Source organism: Rhizobium rhizogenes NBRC 13257 (genome assembly GCF_000696095.1).
Taxonomy (GTDB): Bacteria; Pseudomonadota; Alphaproteobacteria; order Rhizobiales; family Rhizobiaceae; genus Rhizobium; species Rhizobium rhizogenes.
Genome location: NZ_BAYX01000023.1, coordinates 29,023 through 49,080 on the forward strand (window position 1 = coordinate 29,023; position 20,058 = coordinate 49,080).

The window sequence follows — 20,058 nt, forward strand, 5'->3', positions numbered from 1 at the left end:
GGAAATAATGATCACTCGGCGAAATACACTCACTCTGATGGCGGCCGCGGGACTTCTGCCTCTTGCCGGCAAAGCAGCGTTAGCTGCCGGTTCGAAGCCGGTTAAGGTCGGTGCAGCTGTCTATGGTCTTAAAAATGAATACGCTCAGATTTGGGCTAGTGAGATCAAAAAACACCCCGCTTTCTCGAATGGAATTGCTGAGTTGACAGTGTTCGACGGCAATTATGATCAAGCAACGCAGGCATCGCAGTTCGATCTGATGGTGACCCAGAAGTATGATGTCGCCATCTACATCCCCATCGACAGCTATGCCGCGAAGGGCGTTATCCACAAGGCATTGACGCGCGGCTTACCGACGGTCGGTTCCAACGGTCCTGCCAAGAGCGATGAACTTGTCTCGTTCGTCGGGTCTGACGACGTTGCCGCCGGACAGTATGAAGCTGAGGTTCTCTTCAAAGCAATGGGTGGCAAGGGCAATATCGTGGTTCTCATTGGCCCAGAAGGCAACCTTGGGCAGGAGTTCCGCACGCAGGGCAACAAGAAGGCCCTCGATGCGAACAGCGATATCAAGGTATTGGAACGCAAGACCGCCAATTGGTCTCGTTCCGAAGCCATGGTTTTGATGCAAAACTGGCTCACCTCACACAAGGGTCAAATCCAGGGCGTTCTGGCTCAGAATGACGAGATGGGATTGGGCGCGATTGCGGCGATGAAAGCGGCGGGTATTGATCCCAAAACCATTCCCGTTGTCGGCATCGATGGCGTGACGGACGCGATCAGGGCTGTGAAAAACGGCGAAATGATCCTTTCGATCCGCCAGGACGCACACACTCAAGCACAAGGCGCGGTGGATGTCGCTCTCCGGAAGGTAATCGGCGACTCCTACAAGCCTCTATCGGATTGCTGGGCGGAATACCCGCAGATGCCGTGGGGCGACGGCACTACTAAGCTTTATCCGGTCCCGTGGACCTACGTCACAGCAGAAAATGCGGACAAGTTTTTGAACGCGAAGTAAGATCATCAGCGAGGTGCCTTGTGCTTGCCGCATTGGCACCTCTAACGGTTTTGTCGCCAGCTGGAAGCAGCATTGACGAGCGCGGTCGTCAAGACAGCGGATAACCGTGCGCGGGACTTATGATGGTCTGGCGGGCGTTGCTCGCGCGAGCTTTAATCTTGATCGACGAGGCAGTAAACCACGTCGCGCTGACGGGCCCTGATCGCCACAGCTGTCTCATCGATCCTGATTGGGACCGGGGACTTCTTGATAGAAGCTGGCGGCGTGCGGAACATAGGGGGCTTCGAGTGCTGACATCTCCTCATCGTCAAGCTGCAGGTCGAGCGCGCCCAGGGCATCGTCAAGATGAGTGAGCTTGCCTGCGCCGACGATCGGCGCCGTCACGCCTGGCTGCGCCAGCAGCCATGCGAGCGAAACCTGCGCTCGCGAAACGTCGCGCTTTTGAGCGATCTCACCCACCGCTTCGACGACGCGCCGGTCCGCTGCTGCGGTCTGGGCATAGAGCAGTTCTGCGGTGCGATCATGGCGCGTGCGGTCCGAGGTTGATTCCGCCGCCCAGGGCCGTGCGAGTCGCCCACGCGCCAAAGGGCTCCACGGAATGACACCGATGCCCTCGGATCGGCACATCGGCAGCATCTCACGCTCTTCCTCGCGGTTGAGAAGATTGTAGTGCGGCTGTACGGAAATGAAACGGCTAAAGCCGTTGGCCGCCGCAACGCTCTGGGCCTTGAGCAACTGCCAGGCGAACATTGAAGAGGCGCCGAGGTAGCGGACCTTTCCGGCGCGAACGACGTCGTTCAGCGCGTCCATTGTTTCCTCGATCGGGGTTTCCTCGTCCCAACGATGGATCTGGTATAGATCGACATAGTCGGTTCCGAGCCGCGTCAGGCTGGCGTCGATCGCGGTGAACACCGCTTTGCGTGACAGGCCGTGCCCGTTCGGGCCTGGGCGCACCGGATAGAAAAGCTTGGTCGCGATCACCACCTCGTCGCGTCGGGCGACATTGGCAAGAGTGCGGCCCAGCACGATCTCGCTCTCTCCGGCGCCATACATATCGGCGGTGTCGAAGAAGGTTATACCCTTCTCGAGCGCATGCTGGATGACGGGACGGCTTGCAGCAGCGTCGAGCCGCCAAGCCCTGGGCTCGACACCGAAACTCATGCAGCCCAACCCGATCCGGGAAATCTTGAGGCCTGAGCCGCCCAGATTCGCATATTTCATGGTGCTTCCTTCTTCGGTCGATGAACCGCCACGCCGGCGATGACGAGAGCGATGCCGACGAGTTCGGTAATCGCGGGCGTCTGGCGCAGCACCATAAAGCCGATCGCCGTCGCGGTGGCTGGCAGCAGCGACAACATCAGCGCGAATGTCCCGCGCGACAGCCGCGCCATTGCGAGTTGGTCGGTGACATAGGGAATGACCGATGACGATATGCCGACGCCGATCGCAGCCAGCAGCAGGGTCGGATTTCCGAACGCCGGGACGGCGTCGGCAAAGCCTATCGGGGCGGCCACGACCACTGCGACCAGCATCGCCGCGCTAAGTCGGTCAATCCCTTCACCGCCGCCCTCTTCCGCCAGGCGATGGCCGAGCATGATATAGAGCACGAACAGGCCGCAATTGGTGAAGGCGAACAGATAGCCGAGTTGCGCTCCCGAGAACCGGATTTCCGTCAGGAGGACAACGCCGCCAATCGCGAGCAACAGGGCAGCGATGTTGCGTGGGCCGCGTACCGCGATGGCGGCGAGCCCGATCGGCCCCAGAAATTCGATCGCACCGACCGTCGCGAGCGGCAGTCGCGAAATGGCCAGATAGAAGCTCGCGTTCATCGCACCCAGCACGATCCCTAGCGCGACGACGGTCCAGCGCGTGGATGAATCGAGTCGGGCGAACACCTTCCAGGGTCGCCGCCACGCGCCGAAGATCGTGGCCGCAGTCAGGATCCGCAGCCAGGCGATGCCGAGCGGCGGCACGGACGCAAAGAGCAGGACCGCGAAGGCCGGCCCGAGATAGTGAAAGACGGCGCTGACGATGAAGAAAAGATGCGGTGGCAGCCTCGCGGCGACGTCGACAACGCCGGCATGACCGTTCGGTTTGTGAGACAGGAGGCGGTTCGGCGACATTGTAACCTTATCGACTTTCACGACAACACCGTGAAGGTCAAGACGAAAGCAATTCGTTGACAATTCCTTCGAAATGACGGGATGTGTGCGAATGTTTCTACCGAAGGCATCAAAACTGCTGCGCGATCCGGTCAATCTGGAAATTCTCCAAGCGCTGGTCGAACAGCCACGTCTGTCCACGTCGGAGCTCTCACGGCGGGTCGGCATGTCCGCGCCCGCTGTCCGCGAGCGAGTGCAACGCCTTGAGGAGGCCAGCATCATCCGCGGATACCAGACCGAGCTCGATCCGCGCGCGCTCGGGTACGAAATCACCGTGTTCGTTCGCGTGAAGCCGATGCCGGGAAAAGTGCAGCAGATCGCCAAGCTTGCCCGCGAAATCCCCAACGTCGTTGAGTGCCATCGGATAACCGGCGACGATTGCTTCATTCTCAAGGCCCATCTGCCCAGCCTTGATGACCTCGACGGATTGCTCGATCGCTTCCTCGTGCATGGGCAGACGACGACATCGATCGCCCAATCGTCGCCTGTCCCGTTGCGCCAACTTCCGCTGCAAGGCGATTGGCTACCCGATCCAGATCGACTTCGAATATCCGACGGACTTAAGCACAATAGCGCCCACCGGCAACATCCGACGAAATAGCCTCGAAGGGCTTGACCGTATTGGGGTGCATCCAATTGCCCCAATGGTACATAGGGCGGAAATTGGCATCATGAGACCTATCATGACTGCACCGTTCGCCTATCCACGATCGAACTGACGCCTGCCGTACTTGAAGGCGCGACCATTTATGGCGCCGACGACCACAAGGTCGGCAAACTGGATCACATTCACGGCTCCGGCGCAAGCGGCACCGCGATCATCGACGTTGGCGGCTTCCTTGGTATGAGAGCGGCGATGAAGATTCGAAACTGATCCAACGTGAAGGCGTCCATCTTCATCGAATTACATGATGGTCTCTATCGAAACAATGCCAATTTTTTATCTGGTAATTGTCTGTCATCTAATTCGCATCGTTTAAGCCTCTGGAGACTTCGATGTCGAACTTCCGCGCACCAGATCTTTCTCAACCGACGCTTTCGGCGGGCAAGCCGCTGCGCATCGGCATCTGGCTGGCCCAAGTTGTCGCGGCCGCGCTGTTCTGCATGTCCGGGATAATGAAGCTCACCACGCCAATTCCGGAGCTTTCGGCCATGATGCCCTGGACGGGCGAACTGTCGCCCACCTTCGTGCGGTTGATCGGCCTCATCGATCTCGCAGGCGGTCTCGGTCTGATCCTGCCGTCGCTGACATGTATTTTGCCGCAACTGACTGTCCTGGCGGCTCTGTGCTGCGTCGTGCTTCAGGCTCTAGCAGCAGGTTTTCACAGCTTCCGCGGTGAATTTGAGATTCTCCCTTTGAATGCTTTGCTGCTTGGCCTTGCGATCTTCATCTTCTGGGGGCGTTCAAAGAAAGCCCCGATTGCGCCGTGCAGTTGAGCGCCATCCTCGTATCTTTGGAGCTTTCCATGATTTCGACCGAAAACTCGAAAATGTCCGAGCCGATACGCGATGATATCGCGGCATGTGCGCCAATCAGGATAGGCGGCGTCACCCTCGTGGTTCGCGATTTGGATCGCGCGACACGCTTTTATCGGGACGTCTTGGGTCTTCAGCCAATCAGTCAGGAGGGAGCCACGCTTCACCTAGGTGCCGACGGTTGTGTCCTCATCTCCCTACTTCACGACCCGGACGCATTGCCCAATTCGCCGCGTAGCGTCGGGCTTTACCATATCGCTTTCTTGCTCCCCTCCCGCAACGATCTCGGCGCTTGGGTCCAACACGCGACCAGTCTGGGAACGCGCTTTACCGGTGCGTCCGATCATTTTGTCAGCGAGGCAGTCTATCTTAAAGACCCCGAAGGGAACGGCATTGAGGTTTATGCCGACCGGCCGAGCTCGGCATGGACACGGATCCAGGAGGTCATCCAGATGGGCACCGGTCCTCTAGATCTGGGCGAGCTCTCACGATCGACGACGCTTTGCTGGATTGGGATGCCGGCGGGTAGCACTGTTGGCCATGTTCACCTGCAAGTCGGCGATGTCGACTCTGCGGATTCGTTCTACGGCACGCTGCTTGGCTTCAAGATCAACGCCGCGGCACCGACGGTCAGTTTCTACAGTACCGGTGGCTATCATCACCAGATTGCTGGCAACACCTGGCAGAGCGCCGGCGCCGGCGCGCGCCCTGCGGGTACGACGGGACTCGGAGAGGTGCAACTACTCCTGCGCGATTCAGAGACTCTGGCAGCAATCACCTCACGGCTGACGGTTGCCGGCAAGCCGCCGCGGGACGAGGAGGGGCGCCTGGTCATTGTCGATCCGTGGAACATCCAGTTGCGCCTGACTTTTTTGCCTGCGGCACGGGGAGCGCAATGAACGAGTGGGCTTCCTGGTGATGATTTCGCCCCTTCTGCCGTTCGTTCGGACGTTTGGCCGGCCTGACCCATGTGGATCTTCCTCAAAACGTACGGCCGCAGACTTCTGTCCCTCTTTCAATCTCACCAAAGGATAAAACCGATGAACATTCTTCACCTCGATTCCAGCATATTGGGCGCTTTCTCGGCCAGTCGCGACTTGTCCGCTGCGATCCTCGATCGTCTTGTCGCATTGAATCCCGACGCCAAGGTCACCTATCGCGATCTCGATGCGCAACCGCCACTGCATCTGTCGAGCGCTCATATAGCCGTCTTTCAAGGGGCGCCTGTGGACGATCCTGCACTTGGAGCCGATCTTGGCACGGGCGGTGCTTATATTGAGGAACTGTTTGCCGCCGACATCATCGTCATCGGCGCGCCAATGTACAACTTTACGATTTCGACCCAGCTCAAATCCTGGATTGACCGCGTCGTCGTTTCCGGCAAGACCTTCCAGTATGGCGCTAACGGTCCCGAAAGCCTGCTTCCGTCCGGCAAGAAGGTTTTTCTGGCGTCCACCCGTGGCGGAGCCTATGGTGAGGGTAGCCCCGCCGCCTCTCTAGAGCATCACGAGTCCTACCTCCGCGGCGTGCTCGGGTTTATTGGACTCACCGATGTCACCGTTGTGCGGGCTGAAGGGCTGGCGATGGGCGATGATGCCAAAGCAGCGTCGATCGCCCAAGCGAAAGATCAGATCGCGGTCCTCGCCTGACACAGGATCTGCCTTGTTCTCGCGCAAGATGCTCGGCAATGCGATCTCCAGAACTAAGCCGGTGTCGCTGGCGAGTGCTTGCCCTGGTTTGCTTTAATAAACGCTCCAACTTCCACTCGCGGCATGACTGCGATGACGGCCCTTGGATCGAGAAGGCGGCCCCATATTACCTACTGTCAAGCCGTCTACTCTGTTGTCTCGAACGACAGCCCATGCCCGTAGGGCGCCGCGATCAGCGTCACGAGCTCCGGTGTTCCAAGCTTTGCACGGGGGACGGTGCTGCTGATCGTGGTCGCTTCGATCCTGGTTCACGGCGTCGCCCTTACGCCGACAATGAAGTGGATCGACGACCAGCAAATGTCAACGAATCCTTCCGTCCGTTTATTGAGCGGAAGCCACAAGTCTAGCTGCCACGCAGGATGAATCCGCTCAATTCATCGGTAGAACTATCTCCGGCCCGATCTAAACTAATCAGATTGAACCTCAACAGTTGCAGTCTCGCCCGCCACCAGCGCCTCTTGGTGCGGTCCAAGTTCTATCCGAACCGGGATCCGCTGTGCGAGGCGTACCCAGGTAAAGGTTGGGTTGACATTGGCGAGCGCGCCTTTGGTATCGGAACGCTCACGATCCTCAATTCCCCCTGCGATACCTGAGACATGACCATGGAGTGGTTCAGATGATCCGACGAGAAAAACCTCAACCGAATCACCGAGGGCAATACGTTTCACCTTACCTTCCTCGAAGTAGCCCGTGACGTAATAGGAGTCTTGATCCACAAGCGCTGTGACGGTTGAACCCGCGTTGACGTAGTTGCCGGGCCTCAGCGAAAAATTGCTGAGCTTACCATTAACCGGCGCACGGACTGCTGTGCGATCCAGATCGAGCCGCGCCGTGTCACGCTTGACTAGCGCCTGCTTTAACAACGCCTGAGCCTGTGCCACCTCTGACCTGCTTTCCTGAATTTTCTGTTGTGTCGCCGCCCCGTCGCCCAGCTTTGCATAGAGGGCGAAGTTGTATTCAGCCTGATCTAATGTCGCCTGAGCTCCTTCGACCTCGGACTGTGCCTGCAGAACAGCCAGTTCGAAGCGCGCAGTATCGATCTTGAAGATTACATCGCCCTTGCTGACCACTTGGTTGTCCTTGACTTCGACCGAGCTGACGAGACCCGAGACATCGGGAGCCAAGTCGACAACGTCAGCATGCACTTTTCCATCCCGGGTCCATGGCTCTGTCATATAGTAGGACCATGTATGCCAGCCTAGAAAAACGGCGAGGGCCACGAACGTTGCCGTTACGCAGTAGCGGGTCAGGTTTGAGCTTAGAGCGGTCATGCGGGTACTCACTTGAAGGCAAGCGCCATGAGGCTGAATAGGCACACATACATGGCAGTGTCGAAGAGACTTCGGTTGGCGATGAAGCGGTAGACTCCCCCATGCACCAGCAGCTTGCGAACCAAGCTTCCGACGAAGAGTGCCGCGATCGCAACCGGAAGGTATGAAGGGACGTAAACCCCAAACACGTCGAGCTCATTCCTCATTCTGCTGCTTCCTTGAATACCGGTCCCGGTAACTTGGGTGACGGTCCGTCGGGAAACAGCGTGTAGCGGATCGATGCCAGTACCTCGCGTGTCTCTGCTTGCGTAGTTTCTGCCAGCTGGCTATCGATCACACGTAGTAGCTCGGCCCGCGCTTGACCGTCGTCACTGGACCCATTGTTATGGAGTTCCGCAATGACGCGCCTGAAGACCTCCTCCAGATTGAGGCCGGCCGCCCTCGCACGCAACACGACCACTCGGTAGTCGCGGAGTATATCGATCCCCTGCTGGTCCGGGGGAAGGGCATTCCAACGCGGCGACAGTGCGGAAAGACGATTAACGTTGCGGTGGAGCAGGTCATGGCTTGCTCGCAGGTTGACCACGCCCCTGCCTATATCCTCACGGGCTGTTCGAAGAATGCTGCTGGCCGCCGTGGCAGGGGTCATCGACCTGACTATACCGACCACGGCCGCTGCGGCGACGAGGCCCACCGTGGTCGCGATTGCAGAGTTCAAGAACGAGGCCAAATCAAGCGAAAGCCTGTCCTGCAGACCCAGCAGTGTCGGAATATTCACGCCGAAGCCAAGGCCGTAGGCGAAGGTTGCGGGCCTGGTCATCAGAAGCCCGGTCAATATCAGCACGGGAGCGATCACCATTACCAGAAGGACGTATCCGTCAATCGCGGGAAAGATGCCGAATTGGATAACGAAGGCGATGGCTGCCGAAAAGACGGTTGCCGATATGGTTTTTTTAATCAGCGGGACGGGGTCGTCGAAGGTAGAAAACAGGCAGCAGATCACGGCTCCCATCATGGCGGCGACATTGGTCTGTGGCCAGTGAGACGCGATCCCCACCACTTCGACGACTCCAATTGTTCCGAGCACGGATAGTCCCGAGAGAACGGCCTTTGCGACGTCTTTGTGCGCTCCACGTATCCTGGGACGAGATAATGGAAGTGGGCGCGCGCCGCGGTCTATCGCATTCAGTCTAGTGTTGCGGGCCCCCACCTCATCATGAAGGGTGACAAGGCTGCAGATACGGTCCGCCAAGATATGATTGATCTGACGGTTCCATGCGTCCGTTCCAGTTGTCCGAATCTCCTCCAAGCCTGAGGTTATCGTGGCGCGATCTGCGGCATCGAAGGGCTCCATTTGGGCGAGCCGTGCAGCGAGGAAGCGAAGAAAATCGGCTATTGAGGGGATGTTAGCCAAATATCCATCGCAATCCTGCCTCCGGATATCCGCGATTTCACCGGCGAGAGGGAGAAATTCCACGAGCTTGTCCAGCGCTGCATTCACAATGGGCGCACCTTCCCGAAGCTTGCTTGTGTCATAGCTCAGATGAACGGAAAGTGTTCGCATCTCCGCGATATCAGCGGCAAGCCGGCGGATAATGTCGTTTTCGTTACGGTGCTCATTTCTCAGAATGTTGGCAATAAGGCCCATCGCTTCCAAGAACCATTTATCCAGCCGCTTTCTGACTATTGGTGCAATGGGCCTGGGGCGTACAATTCGTGTAAGCACGACCACGCATAGCGCCCCGAGAAGGATTTCTTCGACGCGCGAAACCGAATTGGTAAAAGCGGTGGCCGGAGTGTCGAGGATGGGAAAACCGGTCAATGCGGCGGAGTAACCTCCTAGCATGAAGGCGTAGCTTCGGGGTGTACCATCCAATATGCTCCACCCGAGACAAATGGCGATCCAGAGGCCAAGCGCTGCTAAAAGCAGTTCCGGTTCATTCACAAGGTTAGGTACGATCACCACGGTAGCGATCCCACCGACAATCGTCCCAACCGTGCGATAAACGGCCTTTGAGGTTGCAGATCCGGCTAGTGGATTCGCCACGATGAAAACCGTGGCGACTGCCCAGTAGGGATTACTCAATCCCGCCGCAAGGGCGATATAAAGTGCGAGGGCCGCTGCTGCGAACGTCCGCATCGCAAACACTATATCGTCCTGGGTGTAGCCGAGCATCAGTCTGCCCGAGCGGTTGATGCTAGCTTTGTGCGCATCGCTTTGACTTCATCGGTAGAAATCGCCGGAGAAACATTGCCCCATGCATTGCGGATGTAATTCGCAAGGTCTGCCGCTTCGTGATCGTTGAGCTTCCAGGCGAATGAAGGCATAGCGAACCCGGTGGGATGCGTTGCTGTCTTTGCGCTATAGCCGCCTGACAGAATCATTCTCATGGTTGTACTGGCTCCGCCCGATCCGAGAATGGCTGTGTTGCCGCGCAGCGCTGGTCCCAAATCCTTTGCGCCGGTTCCTTCAGGGCTATGGCAGGTGGCGCACAAGCTGTCATAGGTGAGCTTTGTGGTATGGGATGGTGGCGACATCGTCGCCAAAGCTGGCATTGAGGTGGGCTCGCTTGTTTCGAGGCTTTTCAAGTACGTTGCGACCGCGTGAAGATCCGACATCTCCATATGCTGGGTCGAGTTCTGGATTGCCTCGGCCATAGGACCGCTCGCGATGGCATGCCGGTTGACCCCGGTTTTCAGGTACTCGGCAATATCTTCTTCCGACCAATCGGCAACTTGTGGCCACCCATTTCCATTGATGTTCGGTGCGTGCCAGTCCTGTAAGACTGCCCCAGAAAGGTAAGCACCATCTCCACCAAAAATGTTCTTAGGGGAATGGCATGTCGTACAGTGGCCGAGACCGTCAACAATGTATCTGCCGCGGTTCCATTCGGCAGATTTCGTCGCATCGTGTTCAAACTGGTCCGTATCAAGAAAAAGCATGTTCCACCCGATCATCAGAGGCCTGATGTTGAATGGAAACTTCATCTGGTTGGAATCGACAGCTTTGGTCACGGGAGACAGCGTGTCGAGATAGTATTTGATGTCGATGATGTCGTCGTCGGAGACGTGTGCGTACGTGTTGTACGGCATGGCAGGATAGAGGCGCTTACCGTCCTCGCCCTGGCCATGCCGCATTGCAAGGAAGAACTGCTTCATCGACCAACCACCTATGCCGGTATCTTTGTCTGGCGTGATGTTGCTCGAAAGAACGACACCAAACCCGGTGTCGAGCGGGAGTCCGCCTGAGAATGGCTTGCCGCCGGAAGCGGTGTGGCAAGCAACGCAGTCTCCGACACGCGCCAGATACTCGCCGTGCGCGATACGCTCGGATGTGGGAGCGGGAAGGTTTTCCATCTCCGAACTTGTCTGGAAATGGTAAATGACATTCGCCACACCATAGCCGGCGACAACACCTACGCAACCCAGCGCAACCACGGCCGCGACACCGCCTGCGAGCCACTTCATCTTCGTTTTCGGTAAGGAAGTCATTGATTGATCCTCATCAATGGTCGCCGACCGGGGGCGCGATCCCTCTAGCGAGGTAAGTAGCGATTGCATCGAGATCGGTGTCGTTGATTTCCGCCTTCCTGAAGAACGGCATCACAGAGGCCCCCGTCCTCACGTAATATTTTGTAAGGTTCGGCGGGATGTCCTTTCGGAGCAGCAAAGCCCCCGGCTTCTCGTCACCATATCGTTTATTCAGTGCGAGCGTCGCCGGGTGATCATGGCCTACGCCGTGGCAGGAGCTGCAGTAGTAGTCAAAAAGATGCTGCCCCTTTTCAAGCCTCGTTGTGGCGTGATCAATGTCATCGAGACTTGAGTAAGGGGCGATCTGGAATGGCCCCTCTGCCTTTGCCGCACTTTCCTGAGCTGGTGCGCTATTTGCAAAGGCAAGACCTGATAGCAAGGCTACCCCAACGATCTGGAGATGAATTCTAATGTTCATGGAAATCTCCGGGCGTCATGTCAACGACATGGAATTCTGCGCGGCCGCCGTGGGTCGCAGGACCCATGCGACGAGAGCTTGTCCGTCAGTGAGATGATGACGCGACTGCGCAAGCATGGATCGCTGGTTTCTTCCCATGAAGGCACTCTCGATAGCTGCTACGTCGTGTCTCGACGGGCTATTGAAATCGGTTCGCAAATCCAGGGTCATACGGTACCGAGAGACCAACTGCTCAAGGCAGAACAAGCTGGCTGGAGTGGTCACCCCGCCAATGAGGACTTTGCCCTTTGCGAGGGAGGTGCGTATGGAGCTGTTCCAGACGTCGGTGACATCACCTTGGATTGCTCGCGTTTCTCCGACCCGATCGGTCATGCGGGCCGCAAACAGCCGTGCCGCGGGAAATCGTGAGTCAAAAACAAGAAGTTTCGCGGAGCTGCCTGCAGTTGGACGGCCGGTCGCCTGGGATGCAATCCCATCGCCAGCCATTGCCACGGCGACACCTGTAAGAGCTGCGCGGATAAAGCCACGCCGATGCATAAGGGCAAACTTTTCCATGTAATTACGTCCTGTCACACGCGGCGCATGCCGCGAGGCCAAACGCCCCCACGACCCGGCGCAATGATGCCGTTCGGATCTGCTGCGTCCTTCAACAGCTCCTGGAAACGAAGAAGCGCGTTATCGTTGAACGAGTATGTGCGGGCAACCTGGTCCTGGAACGGTGGTGCCGTGCGATATTCGTTCCAACCGTGCTCGGCCGCGATGTCGATGAGTTTCCGAAAGGTCTCCACGACTTTCTTGTTGGCCTCCGGGTCGGTTCGGTAAACCGAAAAGCTCATGACAAAGACAAACGCCCGATAGATCCATGTGCGCGGCGTCGTGAATGGGCCAATAGGAGAGGGGATGCCCATCTTCTTAAACGCTTCGCCGAAGACTTGATGCGCATGAATGATACCTTCGCCAGATCGAGGAATGACCGGCGAAAACCAGATGTGTCCATCAGAGGGCTTTGGCATGAGGTCGGAGCGGGTGCCGAGTGCAAAGCGCTCCATCGTCGGGATTCCAAGTGAGACGACCCACTTGGCCTTTTCCTTGTCCTCGGCGCTCAGCGGAAATTGGAAGGATTCGGTGATTTTCAGCTTTGCGCCAGTGATCCTGGCAAACCGCTCTCTCGCGAATTCGAAGTTGGCTTCGACGCCTGCCTTCGAGCCATAGAAAAACATCGTGAGGTTCCAGTAGTCCAAACCACGATCGCTGACGTATTTCTGATAGTCACTGGCCTCCCCTCCGCCGGGCATTGCATGAAGGCGCAACAGTTCCGGGTCGATGCCATTGGGCTCCGGCTGCAGCGGGCTTCCGTATCTGGGGTGCCCGATAATGCCTAGATCTTCTAGATAGTTTGCCTCGTCAACGAGAGGGATGATGTCTTCGTATCGGGGTACGCTGACGATGGCCGAACCGAAATGCTGGGGTTGAGGCATCATCCAGAAGCCCATCTTCGTCACGATGCCAAAATTGCCCTGAGCGAAAAGGCCGTCGACAATAGGGCCGAATCCATACCGATACTCACCCCAGGTCTCTGTACCTTTGGCGGCGCCCATGCCGGTACGCATGATCTCCCCGTTCGGCAGAACCACTTCCATGAAACAGTGTGCGTTCCAATGGTCGCGATACGTCGGCATCATGTAGCCGACACCATGGTCAAGTGCATTGCCCACAACGCTGCCCCAACCAGGGTCGGGCACATCGACGATGACTTTCTTGTCGTTTGCCATTGTGTAGTTATAGAGGTCGAAATAGGTGACGCCTGGCTCGACGATACAATAGTTTCTCCTGTCATCGACCTCGATGACCTTGTTCATCCGCACCATGTCTATGATCACACTGCCGGATAGATTTGGTGCTGAGCCGCCATATCCCAGGTTTTTCCCAGTCGAGATAGGATAGAGTGGGATCTTGTGCTCGTTCGCCACGAGGACGATTGCCTGAACTTCTTCAACCGTGATGGGAGCAAGCGCCGCGGAGGCAACCAGTTCATCGGCCTCTCCCCACAGTGGCGAATACGCATCGCGATAAAGCGCCACATCTTCGTCGCTGACGTAGACGCGATCAGAACCAATGATATTGCGGAACTTGTGGATAGCGGACGAGAATTCAGCAGCGGAAACGTTTGGAGGCAGCTTCATGTGAATCGAACCTTGGCAGAAAGGCCGTCAACCCGATCGCCGCGACTCCTCAGACCTTGTGAGAATGTCAACGACTGTCCAAGTTCGGCAGCAGGATACAATAACGGGACCTGTGTCCCATAAATATTTTGATACGCCTGTACCGTAATTATGTCCAGCTAATTTTTGTCGGCCCCAATTGGATGAAATGGCGGGTGCGACGTTGGCCCACAGGTCCCAGTGATCTGTTGACCCGTGCGTTACGATCGACGAATAATCTGCCTATTGCTGAAAATCCCTAATCAGAATCGACGAATGACCACACAGAGAAGTGCAGGCAGACCCCGTAACGAAGAGGCTTCGGACCTGGCGCTGGCTGCAGCTCGGCGCCTGGTACATGAGCATGGCTACGATTCCGTCACGATGAGCATGATTGCCGATGCAGCCGGTATTGGTCGGCAGTCGGTGTATCGTCGATGGTCGACCAAAGCCGATCTGATAATGGACGCATTGATCAGTCATGTCGTGAAGATATCGGTTCCGACAGAGGGTGATGTAATCAGCATCCTCTCCTCATACCTGAGCAGGCTTTTCGAAGGGTTGGATGTCGATGGTTCGGCGATCAAGAGTCTGATCGCTGCCGCGCAAAAAGACCCGGAGTTCGAACATCATTTCAATGCTCGGTTTGTTCTTCCCCGAAATGAAGCCTTGATCGGCATACTTCGCAGAGCTGTTAATGCTGGCGAACTCTCGCCAGATGCAAATCCAAAGATTGGCGCGGAGCTCATCCACGGTGCATTCTGGTTTCGCCTCCTTCTTGGGCGGCCGCTTGATGCGCAATTCGCGCTGGAAATAGCGCAGACGGTGGTCGGCGGAATGAAGGCTACGGGCGCGACCGCCCGTAACGCAACTCGGTAACCGATAGGTCCTGCCGGTAGACTATTCCTTCAACTTGTAAGCAATGACGTAGTCGCCGCGGTCAGGCGAGTTACGCGCACCGCCCGCCGAAATCAGAATGAATTGTTCGCCGGTCACCGGAGATTTATAGCTGATCGGTGTCGACTGCGAACCAACCGGCAGCCGACCCTTCCACAAGAGCTTGCCGTTGGAACTGTCGAATGCTCTCAGGAAATAGTCCTGTGTCGCTGCGAAAAAGAGCAGTCCGCCCTGTGTGGCCATCGAGCCACCGATGGTGGGCAGGCCAACGGGGATCGGAAGCATCATTCGAACGCCCATGACGACAGAGTCCTGCACCCCACCCGCTGGTACCGTCCAGGCAACCTTGCCGCTATGCAGGTCAATCGCTGAAACTGTCCCGAACGGTGGCTCCTGGCACGGAATGCCAAGCGGCGAAAGGAAGCGGCTTTTCTCCTTGATGTAATACGGGGATCCCCCCATGGGCAGACTGACGCTTTTGGGAAGGGCCTCGTCAGGCGATGTCCTTCCTGCCAATTGCATGCGCAGACCAAGCCGGAGGTCGTTTACGAAGATCGTATTGCCTGTCGGGTCGACTGAAATACCGCCCCAATTGAAACCTCCAAGGGAGCCGGGGAATACCAGCTGCCGGTCGGTAGCGGGCGGCGAGTACATGCCCGAATTTCGCAGGCTCTTGAAATCGATCCTGCAAAGAAGCTGATCAAAGGGCGATGCTCCCCACATGTCGGCTTCCGTTAGTTTCTGGGCACCGATCTGCGGCATGTCGACTGAGAACGGCTGCGTCGGCGAATAGTGCTCGCCCATCAGCTCGCCAGCTGGCACCGGTCGTTCCTCGACTTTGGTCAGTGGCTGGCCGGTGTGCCGGTCCAACACGAATATCATGCCCTGTTTGTTGCCGAAAATGACCGCAGGTACCTGCTTGCCGTCCTTCGGGAACCAGGTCAGGGTCGGCTGCATGGGGACGTCGAAGTCCCACAGGTCATGGTGAACGGATTGAAAGCTCCACGCGACACTGCCATCCGAGGCATGGAGCGCTACAATGGAGGAGCTATACTTGTCACGGGCTGCGTCACGGTTGCCACCCCACACATCCGGCGAATTATTGCCCGTCGGCAAGAAAACCAGATCGGTTTCGGGATCGTAGGACATTGGAGCCCATACGTTTGGAGAGCTTCGCGAATACGGAACATCTGCTGTCGGTGCGCCCTTTACTGCAGGGTTACCGGAATCCCATGCCCAGCGAAGCTCACCTGTACGAACGTCAAATGCGCGAATGACGCCGGACGGCATATCGACATTGAGATTGTCATCAACGAAAGCGCCGATGACAACGACATCGCCCGCAAGCGTTGGCCCGGACGTCTGTTTGTAGCGCTGGTCGGGGATGACACCCATCCCTGCTTTGAGATCTACCCGCCCGACGGTCCCGAAATCCGAGCAGAATTCGCCAGTATCAGCGTCGATGGTGATGAGTTGTGTGTCTACCGTGTTGGTGAGAATGCGTCGTGGGCATGCACCAGGATTAGCTGCCGGGATATAATTCTCACGCTGCAGAACACCGGCCTGTGCGCGGTTCGGAGCTGCGCCCGTACCGTCAAAATAAGCGATACCTCTGCATCGTGCCCAGGTCTTGTTCTGGGAATCTATGATTGCCTTCCAAAGTTGTTTCCCGGTCGTGGCGTCCAGCGCGACGATATTGTTGTTTGGTGTGCAGAGATAAACGTGGTTGCCGATCTGAAGAGGCGTATTCAGGTCCTCACGACCCAGTCCGTTAGGGCTGTCCGGGATGTCTCCGTGGCGATAGGTCCACGCGACCTCAAGGTTCTGAACATTGGTTTTGTTGATCTGGTCGAGTGCCGCGAACCGTTCGCCTTGCGCGTTCGAGCCGTAATTGTCCCAATTCTTCTGCTCCGTTTGCGAGGTCACCGGGACCATGCCGGTTGGCGCCTTGGCAAGATACATCCCACGATCTTGGAACGTGCTGATGAACATACCGATGGCTACCAGACCCAATACTATCCCCACGACAGCATACTTGCGGGTCTCCGGGAGAGCTCCCGCATTGCGTCGAAGAGACGGAAGGGCGAAGGAAAGGATTGCGCCTGCCACGACGAAGATGAACATGCGTGCGAATAACGGCCAGAAATCCAAGCCGGATTCCCAGAAAGCCCACAGTAGCGTGGCGACGAAAATGACCGCGTATAACGGGCCGGCAAAGAGTTTGGAGCGGATCAAGCCCCAGGCAAGACCAAGGAGGCCTATCCCGCACAAAGTGTAGTACCAGCTACCTCCAAGGAATATCAGCTGCGTCCCCTCTATAAGAAAGAACGCACCAGAGACGCCGAAAAGGCCTCCTAGAATGTATAGGGCCCACCGTCCCAATTTTATGTTTTCAGCTTTCGACAATTTATCCTGCTCCTGTAAGCACCGCGAGGCGGACCACGATGCCGACGGGCGTTCTCAAAATGCACGCACGCAACCGAGAGCCGACGCGGCAAGCGCGCCTGACCTATCCAGTTGCGCGCAGACAGCCGGAGTGAGACAGAGATTGAGACTTCGTCGCACCAAGTCATGGGCATGTTCGTGCGCCATGGCCTTGCATTATGGTACGTGAGTCTCGTATATTGGGTTGCGGCAAATCGCGCAAGCGGGATTTCTTGCTGCCGGAGGTTTTGTGGCCAACGCACGCAGAGTGCGGACTAAACGAGTTTTTCGTCCCTCGCTGTTAGATCGGGGCGATAGTGCCCGCGGAAAGGGAGTGATCATGCCTTTGCTTCAGCCGACGAAAGGCCCCCGGTCATTCATCGTTTTGGGCTGGGTCGTGATCGCGTTGAGTGCTCTGCCGCTCAGTGATGGCGTGTTTCTAACTGCAACTCCGGTGGACAGTGAAGCGGCTTTTGGCTTCGGAGGAATAGCTCTGATAATTTTCGCGGCGCGGGCTTATGGTGACGAGTTGCCATATGGATGGTGCTTTGCGGCTGCATCGTTCGTTGCGATCTCGCTGCTCGTGCATTTTGATCGTGATCTCCTGTATACCTCGCTGACAGTCCCGCTTTTGGGATGCCTGTTGCTGTCATCTGCTCTGCGGATATCGATCGGCCTACAGTCTCAACCGATTGATGGAGCAGCGTGGCTGACAGCCTCTGGCATGTTCGGACTGCTCGATACAGCCGTGATCCTGTGGCTTAATAGCATGCAGTTGCCGATCTCTAACGTTTTCCTGATCGGCCTGGACATGGTTGTCTTTGGGATAGCCGTTATTCTTTTCGGCATTTCCACTGTCTCGAAAGGCCGCTTGTAGGTAATCGAAATCAAACGAGCTGGAGCGGGATAGTCGTCATAAAGGACCCGTTGGGTAGAGGCCGTTTTACCAGTCCCCACCCAGACGGTTCATTTCTTTTCAAAGCTCAAGCCAAAGCGGATCGGGTAAAGCGGATGGCGGGTATCGTGAGGCGTGTCGGAGGCCTGTTGCTTCACCTCGTCCATGGATGACGGCAGTTCGAAGGGCAGCTTGCCCTTAGGAGCTGTTTTCCCTTCCAGGACATCGAACAAGGCTTCATCGCTGATCCCGAAGTTTCCGAGTAGGGCGGCCGACTTTTGTGCCAAGTTTCCCAGGATAGCCGGCCTCGGGAGATAGATCGTGGCGATGGTCGGCACGGATCTGGAGGCTGCTTCGAATGCTTCGAGTTCAAGATTTCCTGGCTTGAAGTCGAGATCGCCTTCCTGCTGGCGCGATCCAAAGAAGTAGTTGGCGTGCGGTTGCTGGAATGGCGCATTCATTCGGATGACCGCTAGGTCGGCCTCAGCAGGCGTGGCCACGACCTTGAAACCACGAGACGTCGCGACTGCGGGATCGATCTGGTAGAGATAGAGCTTACTCACTTTCCTTGAGAGCGGAAGCGCCTGGTTCCGGTTTTCGAGAAGAACGGCCGACTTGGCCTGCGCCGCCGTTGCCTTTTCCACGAAATCCGGCTTGCCGACAGTTTCGCGCGCTTTTGCCGGATCGGAGTATGGATCCTCGAACAGTCCTTGCTGAAACTTCTGAAGCAGGATTCGCTTGGCAGAAGCGTCGATGCGATCTTCTGTGACCTTGCCCTCTTTAACTGCTTGGACAAGGAGATCTGACGTCGTAACACCGCCGAACTGGTCGACACCGGCATTCACGGCCTTCGCAAAACGGTCGACGCGAGGCATCGTTTCTACACCCCACGGCATACCGAAAGTCTCTTCGTTCAGTGTTGGCTTCACGCCGGGCTTTTCACCGTCAAGGCAGCTACCCTCGCAGTCGTTGGTGATCAGCCAATCGCTCAATACTACACCGTCGAATCCGAAGCGGCGGCGCAGGAGGTCCGTCAGCAGCTGCTTGTTGTATCCTGCCGCGACCGGTTCGACATCCTTGCCATCGATCTTGGCGTCATCGAGGATAGAGTATGTCGGCATCACGCCGCCAACCTTGGCTTTAAAGGCGCCTTCAAACGGAATGATGTGCTGCTCGAAGTTACCTCCTGAAAAGTCGGCATGGCGACCATAGGCACTGTGACTATCCAAACCATCCTTGGCAGCACCATAACCCACCCAATGTTTTGCGATGGCAATGACACTGTCGCGATTGATGCCGTCTTCGCCGTTCTGAAACCCAGCGACATAGGCCTCCGCCATCTCCTTTGACATCCGGGCGTCTTCGCCAAAGGTTCCGTTGGTGCGCGCCCATCGTGGCTCTGTCGCGAGGTCGATCTGCGGTGAAAGGGCTTCCTGAATCCCGACCGCACGGTATTCCTGCCGCGCAATATCGGCGAATTGGCGGGTTAGCTTTGCGTCGCCAATTGCCGCAAGACCGAGTGTTTCAGGCCATTTTGAAAATGCGCCGGCAGCGATGCTTGCCCCTTGCACGAACTGGAAGTGATTCCGCGGATCCGTGCTGATAGTCGCAGGAATACCAAGCCGTCCAGCTTCGGCAATCTCCTGAAGCTTGTTGTTTTGCGTCGCGAGCTCGCCGGGTTCACCCGAGAGGCGGGTGATGAAGGTCACCACCTTCAGGTCACTGATCATGCGCTTGGCGCGATCAAGATCGTACGTGGTGCCCACACCCATGCCAGCGCCTGCACCAATGGACGGCGCCGTGCCGTGCATCATCAGGCCTGCCTTCTCCTCAAGCGTCATCGATTTGAGAAGATCAGCCGCGCGCTCTGCACTGGAAATGCGCCAATCCTCGTACGCATCGAGCTTCCCATTTCGGTTGAGGTCCTTGAAGCGGAGCCCATCGATGGATAAGATTTTTACACTGTGTGTATTGAGGTTGGGCACATCCGCGGCCAGCGCAGTGGACGCGTACAAAAGAGCTACGGACCCGACGATTGCGGTCAGTTTCATAAGTTTCT

General features: G+C 57.0%; 18 protein-coding genes and 1 pseudogene. 8 read left to right on the forward strand and 11 right to left on the reverse strand.

The window, feature by feature from the left end:
- Window positions 1-7 precede the first annotated feature (7 nt).
- Window positions 8-1,015, forward strand: coding sequence for a substrate-binding domain-containing protein (locus RRH01S_RS29905; RefSeq protein ID WP_042476613.1), 1,008 nt, complete (start codon window positions 8-10; stop codon window positions 1,013-1,015).
- 216 nt (window positions 1,016-1,231) lie between these two features.
- Here the strand turns inward: RRH01S_RS29905 and RRH01S_RS29910 are convergent, their stop codons facing one another.
- Window positions 1,232-2,236 carry an aldo/keto reductase gene (locus tag RRH01S_RS29910; protein WP_042476617.1) on the reverse strand — a complete coding sequence of 335 codons (1,005 nt, stop codon included), beginning with the start codon at window positions 2,234-2,236 and terminating at the stop codon, window positions 1,232-1,234.
- Window positions 2,233-3,138 (reverse strand): EamA family transporter, encoded by a 906-nt coding sequence (locus RRH01S_RS29915; RefSeq protein ID WP_080705504.1) that lies wholly within the window; start codon window positions 3,136-3,138, stop codon window positions 2,233-2,235. The genes RRH01S_RS29910 and RRH01S_RS29915 overlap by 4 nt, the downstream gene beginning before the upstream one ends.
- A 91-nt stretch (window positions 3,139-3,229) precedes the next feature.
- On the opposite strand from RRH01S_RS29915, the gene RRH01S_RS29920 reads away from it, so the two are divergent.
- The 5 genes and pseudogenes from RRH01S_RS29920 to RRH01S_RS29935 all read left to right on the forward strand — a co-directional run bounded on the left by RRH01S_RS29920 (window position 3,230) and on the right by RRH01S_RS29935 (window position 6,302).
- A complete protein-coding gene (locus RRH01S_RS29920; protein ID WP_080705505.1) occupies window positions 3,230-3,778 on the forward strand; it encodes an Lrp/AsnC family transcriptional regulator in 549 nt (182 codons plus the stop codon).
- Window positions 3,779-3,886: 108 nt separating this feature from the next.
- Window positions 3,887-4,030 (forward strand): annotated as a pseudogene (locus tag RRH01S_RS34985) (PRC-barrel domain containing protein); the annotation flags it as partial.
- A 143-nt stretch (window positions 4,031-4,173) separates the two neighbouring features.
- Window positions 4,174-4,614: a DoxX family protein gene (locus tag RRH01S_RS29925; RefSeq protein WP_042476620.1), complete on the forward strand. Its 441-nt coding sequence runs from the start codon at window positions 4,174-4,176 to the stop codon at window positions 4,612-4,614.
- 29 nt (window positions 4,615-4,643) lie between these two features.
- Window positions 4,644-5,552: a VOC family protein gene (locus RRH01S_RS29930; RefSeq protein WP_234711784.1), complete on the forward strand. Its 909-nt coding sequence runs from the start codon at window positions 4,644-4,646 to the stop codon at window positions 5,550-5,552.
- 141 nt (window positions 5,553-5,693) lie between these two features.
- Window positions 5,694-6,302, forward strand: a complete 609-nt coding sequence (locus RRH01S_RS29935) for an FMN-dependent NADH-azoreductase (RefSeq protein ID WP_042476621.1) — start codon at window positions 5,694-5,696, stop codon at window positions 6,300-6,302.
- Between the two features lie 467 nt (window positions 6,303-6,769).
- Here RRH01S_RS29935 and RRH01S_RS29940 read toward each other — a convergent pair whose 3' ends face one another.
- Genes RRH01S_RS29940 through RRH01S_RS29970 form a run of 7 tightly spaced genes read right to left on the reverse strand, consistent with a single transcriptional unit; the run spans window position 6,770 to window position 13,765 of the window.
- A complete protein-coding gene (locus tag RRH01S_RS29940) occupies window positions 6,770-7,633 on the reverse strand; it encodes an efflux RND transporter periplasmic adaptor subunit (RefSeq protein ID WP_042476624.1) in 864 nt (287 codons plus the stop codon).
- Between the two features lie 8 nt (window positions 7,634-7,641).
- Window positions 7,642-7,839, reverse strand: a complete 198-nt coding sequence (locus tag RRH01S_RS29945) for a DUF1656 domain-containing protein (protein ID WP_042476629.1) — start codon at window positions 7,837-7,839, stop codon at window positions 7,642-7,644.
- Entirely contained in the window at window positions 7,836-9,809 is a 1,974-nt protein-coding gene (locus RRH01S_RS29950; protein ID WP_052365362.1) for an FUSC family protein, read from the reverse strand. The genes RRH01S_RS29945 and RRH01S_RS29950 overlap by 4 nt, the downstream gene beginning before the upstream one ends.
- Window positions 9,809-11,125: a c-type cytochrome gene (locus tag RRH01S_RS29955; RefSeq protein WP_161600017.1), complete on the reverse strand. Its 1,317-nt coding sequence runs from the start codon at window positions 11,123-11,125 to the stop codon at window positions 9,809-9,811. Before RRH01S_RS29955 ends, RRH01S_RS29950 begins: the two co-directional genes overlap by 1 nt.
- 13 nt (window positions 11,126-11,138) lie before the next feature.
- A complete protein-coding gene (locus RRH01S_RS29960) occupies window positions 11,139-11,582 on the reverse strand; it encodes a c-type cytochrome (protein WP_052365363.1) in 444 nt (147 codons plus the stop codon).
- 15 nt (window positions 11,583-11,597) lie between these two features.
- The gene (locus RRH01S_RS29965) at window positions 11,598-12,137 is read right to left on the reverse strand and encodes a hypothetical protein (protein WP_131597910.1); all 540 of its coding nucleotides are present in this window, start codon (window positions 12,135-12,137) and stop codon (window positions 11,598-11,600) included.
- Between the two features lie 14 nt (window positions 12,138-12,151).
- Entirely contained in the window at window positions 12,152-13,765 is a 1,614-nt protein-coding gene (locus RRH01S_RS29970; RefSeq protein WP_042476637.1) for an FAD-binding oxidoreductase, read from the reverse strand.
- Window positions 13,766-14,059: 294 nt separating this feature from the next.
- On the opposite strand from RRH01S_RS29970, the gene RRH01S_RS29975 reads away from it, so the two are divergent.
- On the forward strand, window positions 14,060-14,662 hold the full coding sequence (locus RRH01S_RS29975; protein ID WP_042476640.1) for a TetR/AcrR family transcriptional regulator: 603 nt from the start codon (window positions 14,060-14,062) through the stop codon (window positions 14,660-14,662).
- 21 nt (window positions 14,663-14,683) lie between these two features.
- Here RRH01S_RS29975 and RRH01S_RS29980 read toward each other — a convergent pair whose 3' ends face one another.
- Complete coding sequence (locus RRH01S_RS29980) at window positions 14,684-17,086, reverse strand: membrane-bound PQQ-dependent dehydrogenase, glucose/quinate/shikimate family (RefSeq protein WP_174011690.1); 2,403 nt, start codon at window positions 17,084-17,086, stop codon at window positions 14,684-14,686.
- 358 nt (window positions 17,087-17,444) lie between these two features.
- Here RRH01S_RS29980 and RRH01S_RS29985 point away from each other — a divergent pair, with 358 nt between their 5' ends.
- Complete coding sequence (locus RRH01S_RS29985) at window positions 17,445-17,981, forward strand: hypothetical protein (protein ID WP_042476642.1); 537 nt, start codon at window positions 17,445-17,447, stop codon at window positions 17,979-17,981.
- A gap of 89 nt (window positions 17,982-18,070) precedes the next feature.
- On the opposite strand, the gene RRH01S_RS29990 is transcribed toward RRH01S_RS29985, so the two are convergent.
- The gene (locus tag RRH01S_RS29990; protein ID WP_202034063.1) at window positions 18,071-20,050 is read right to left on the reverse strand and encodes a glycoside hydrolase family 3 protein; all 1,980 of its coding nucleotides are present in this window, start codon (window positions 20,048-20,050) and stop codon (window positions 18,071-18,073) included.
- Between the last annotated feature and the right edge of the window lie 8 nt (window positions 20,051-20,058).

Bases quoted from the DNA above. Each gene is read 5' to 3' on its own strand.
- RRH01S_RS29970 (WP_042476637.1), bottom strand. From the start codon at position 13,765: ATGAAGCTGCCTCCAAACGTTTCCGCTGCTGAATTCTCGTCCGCTATC.
- RRH01S_RS29930 (WP_234711784.1), top strand. From the start codon at position 4,644: ATGATTTCGACCGAAAACTCGAAAATGTCCGAGCCGATACGCGATGAT.
- RRH01S_RS29950 (WP_052365362.1), bottom strand. From the start codon at position 9,809: ATGCTCGGCTACACCCAGGACGATATAGTGTTTGCGATGCGGACGTTC.
- RRH01S_RS29990 (WP_202034063.1), bottom strand. From the start codon at position 20,050: ATGAAACTGACCGCAATCGTCGGGTCCGTAGCTCTTTTGTACGCGTCC.
- RRH01S_RS29910 (WP_042476617.1), bottom strand. From the start codon at position 2,236: ATGAAATATGCGAATCTGGGCGGCTCAGGCCTCAAGATTTCCCGGATC.
- RRH01S_RS29920 (WP_080705505.1), top strand. From the start codon at position 3,230: ATGTTTCTACCGAAGGCATCAAAACTGCTGCGCGATCCGGTCAATCTG.
- RRH01S_RS29945 (WP_042476629.1), bottom strand. From the start codon at position 7,839: ATGAGGAATGAGCTCGACGTGTTTGGGGTTTACGTCCCTTCATACCTT.
- RRH01S_RS29955 (WP_161600017.1), bottom strand. From the start codon at position 11,125: ATGACTTCCTTACCGAAAACGAAGATGAAGTGGCTCGCAGGCGGTGTC.
- RRH01S_RS29905 (WP_042476613.1), top strand. From the start codon at position 8: ATGATCACTCGGCGAAATACACTCACTCTGATGGCGGCCGCGGGACTT.
- RRH01S_RS29985 (WP_042476642.1), top strand. From the start codon at position 17,445: ATGCCTTTGCTTCAGCCGACGAAAGGCCCCCGGTCATTCATCGTTTTG.
- RRH01S_RS29915 (WP_080705504.1), bottom strand. From the start codon at position 3,138: ATGTCGCCGAACCGCCTCCTGTCTCACAAACCGAACGGTCATGCCGGC.
- RRH01S_RS29935 (WP_042476621.1), top strand. From the start codon at position 5,694: ATGAACATTCTTCACCTCGATTCCAGCATATTGGGCGCTTTCTCGGCC.
- RRH01S_RS29975 (WP_042476640.1), top strand. From the start codon at position 14,060: ATGACCACACAGAGAAGTGCAGGCAGACCCCGTAACGAAGAGGCTTCG.
- RRH01S_RS29960 (WP_052365363.1), bottom strand. From the start codon at position 11,582: ATGAACATTAGAATTCATCTCCAGATCGTTGGGGTAGCCTTGCTATCA.
- RRH01S_RS29925 (WP_042476620.1), top strand. From the start codon at position 4,174: ATGTCGAACTTCCGCGCACCAGATCTTTCTCAACCGACGCTTTCGGCG.
- RRH01S_RS29940 (WP_042476624.1), bottom strand. From the start codon at position 7,633: ATGACCGCTCTAAGCTCAAACCTGACCCGCTACTGCGTAACGGCAACG.
- RRH01S_RS29965 (WP_131597910.1), bottom strand. From the start codon at position 12,137: ATGGAAAAGTTTGCCCTTATGCATCGGCGTGGCTTTATCCGCGCAGCT.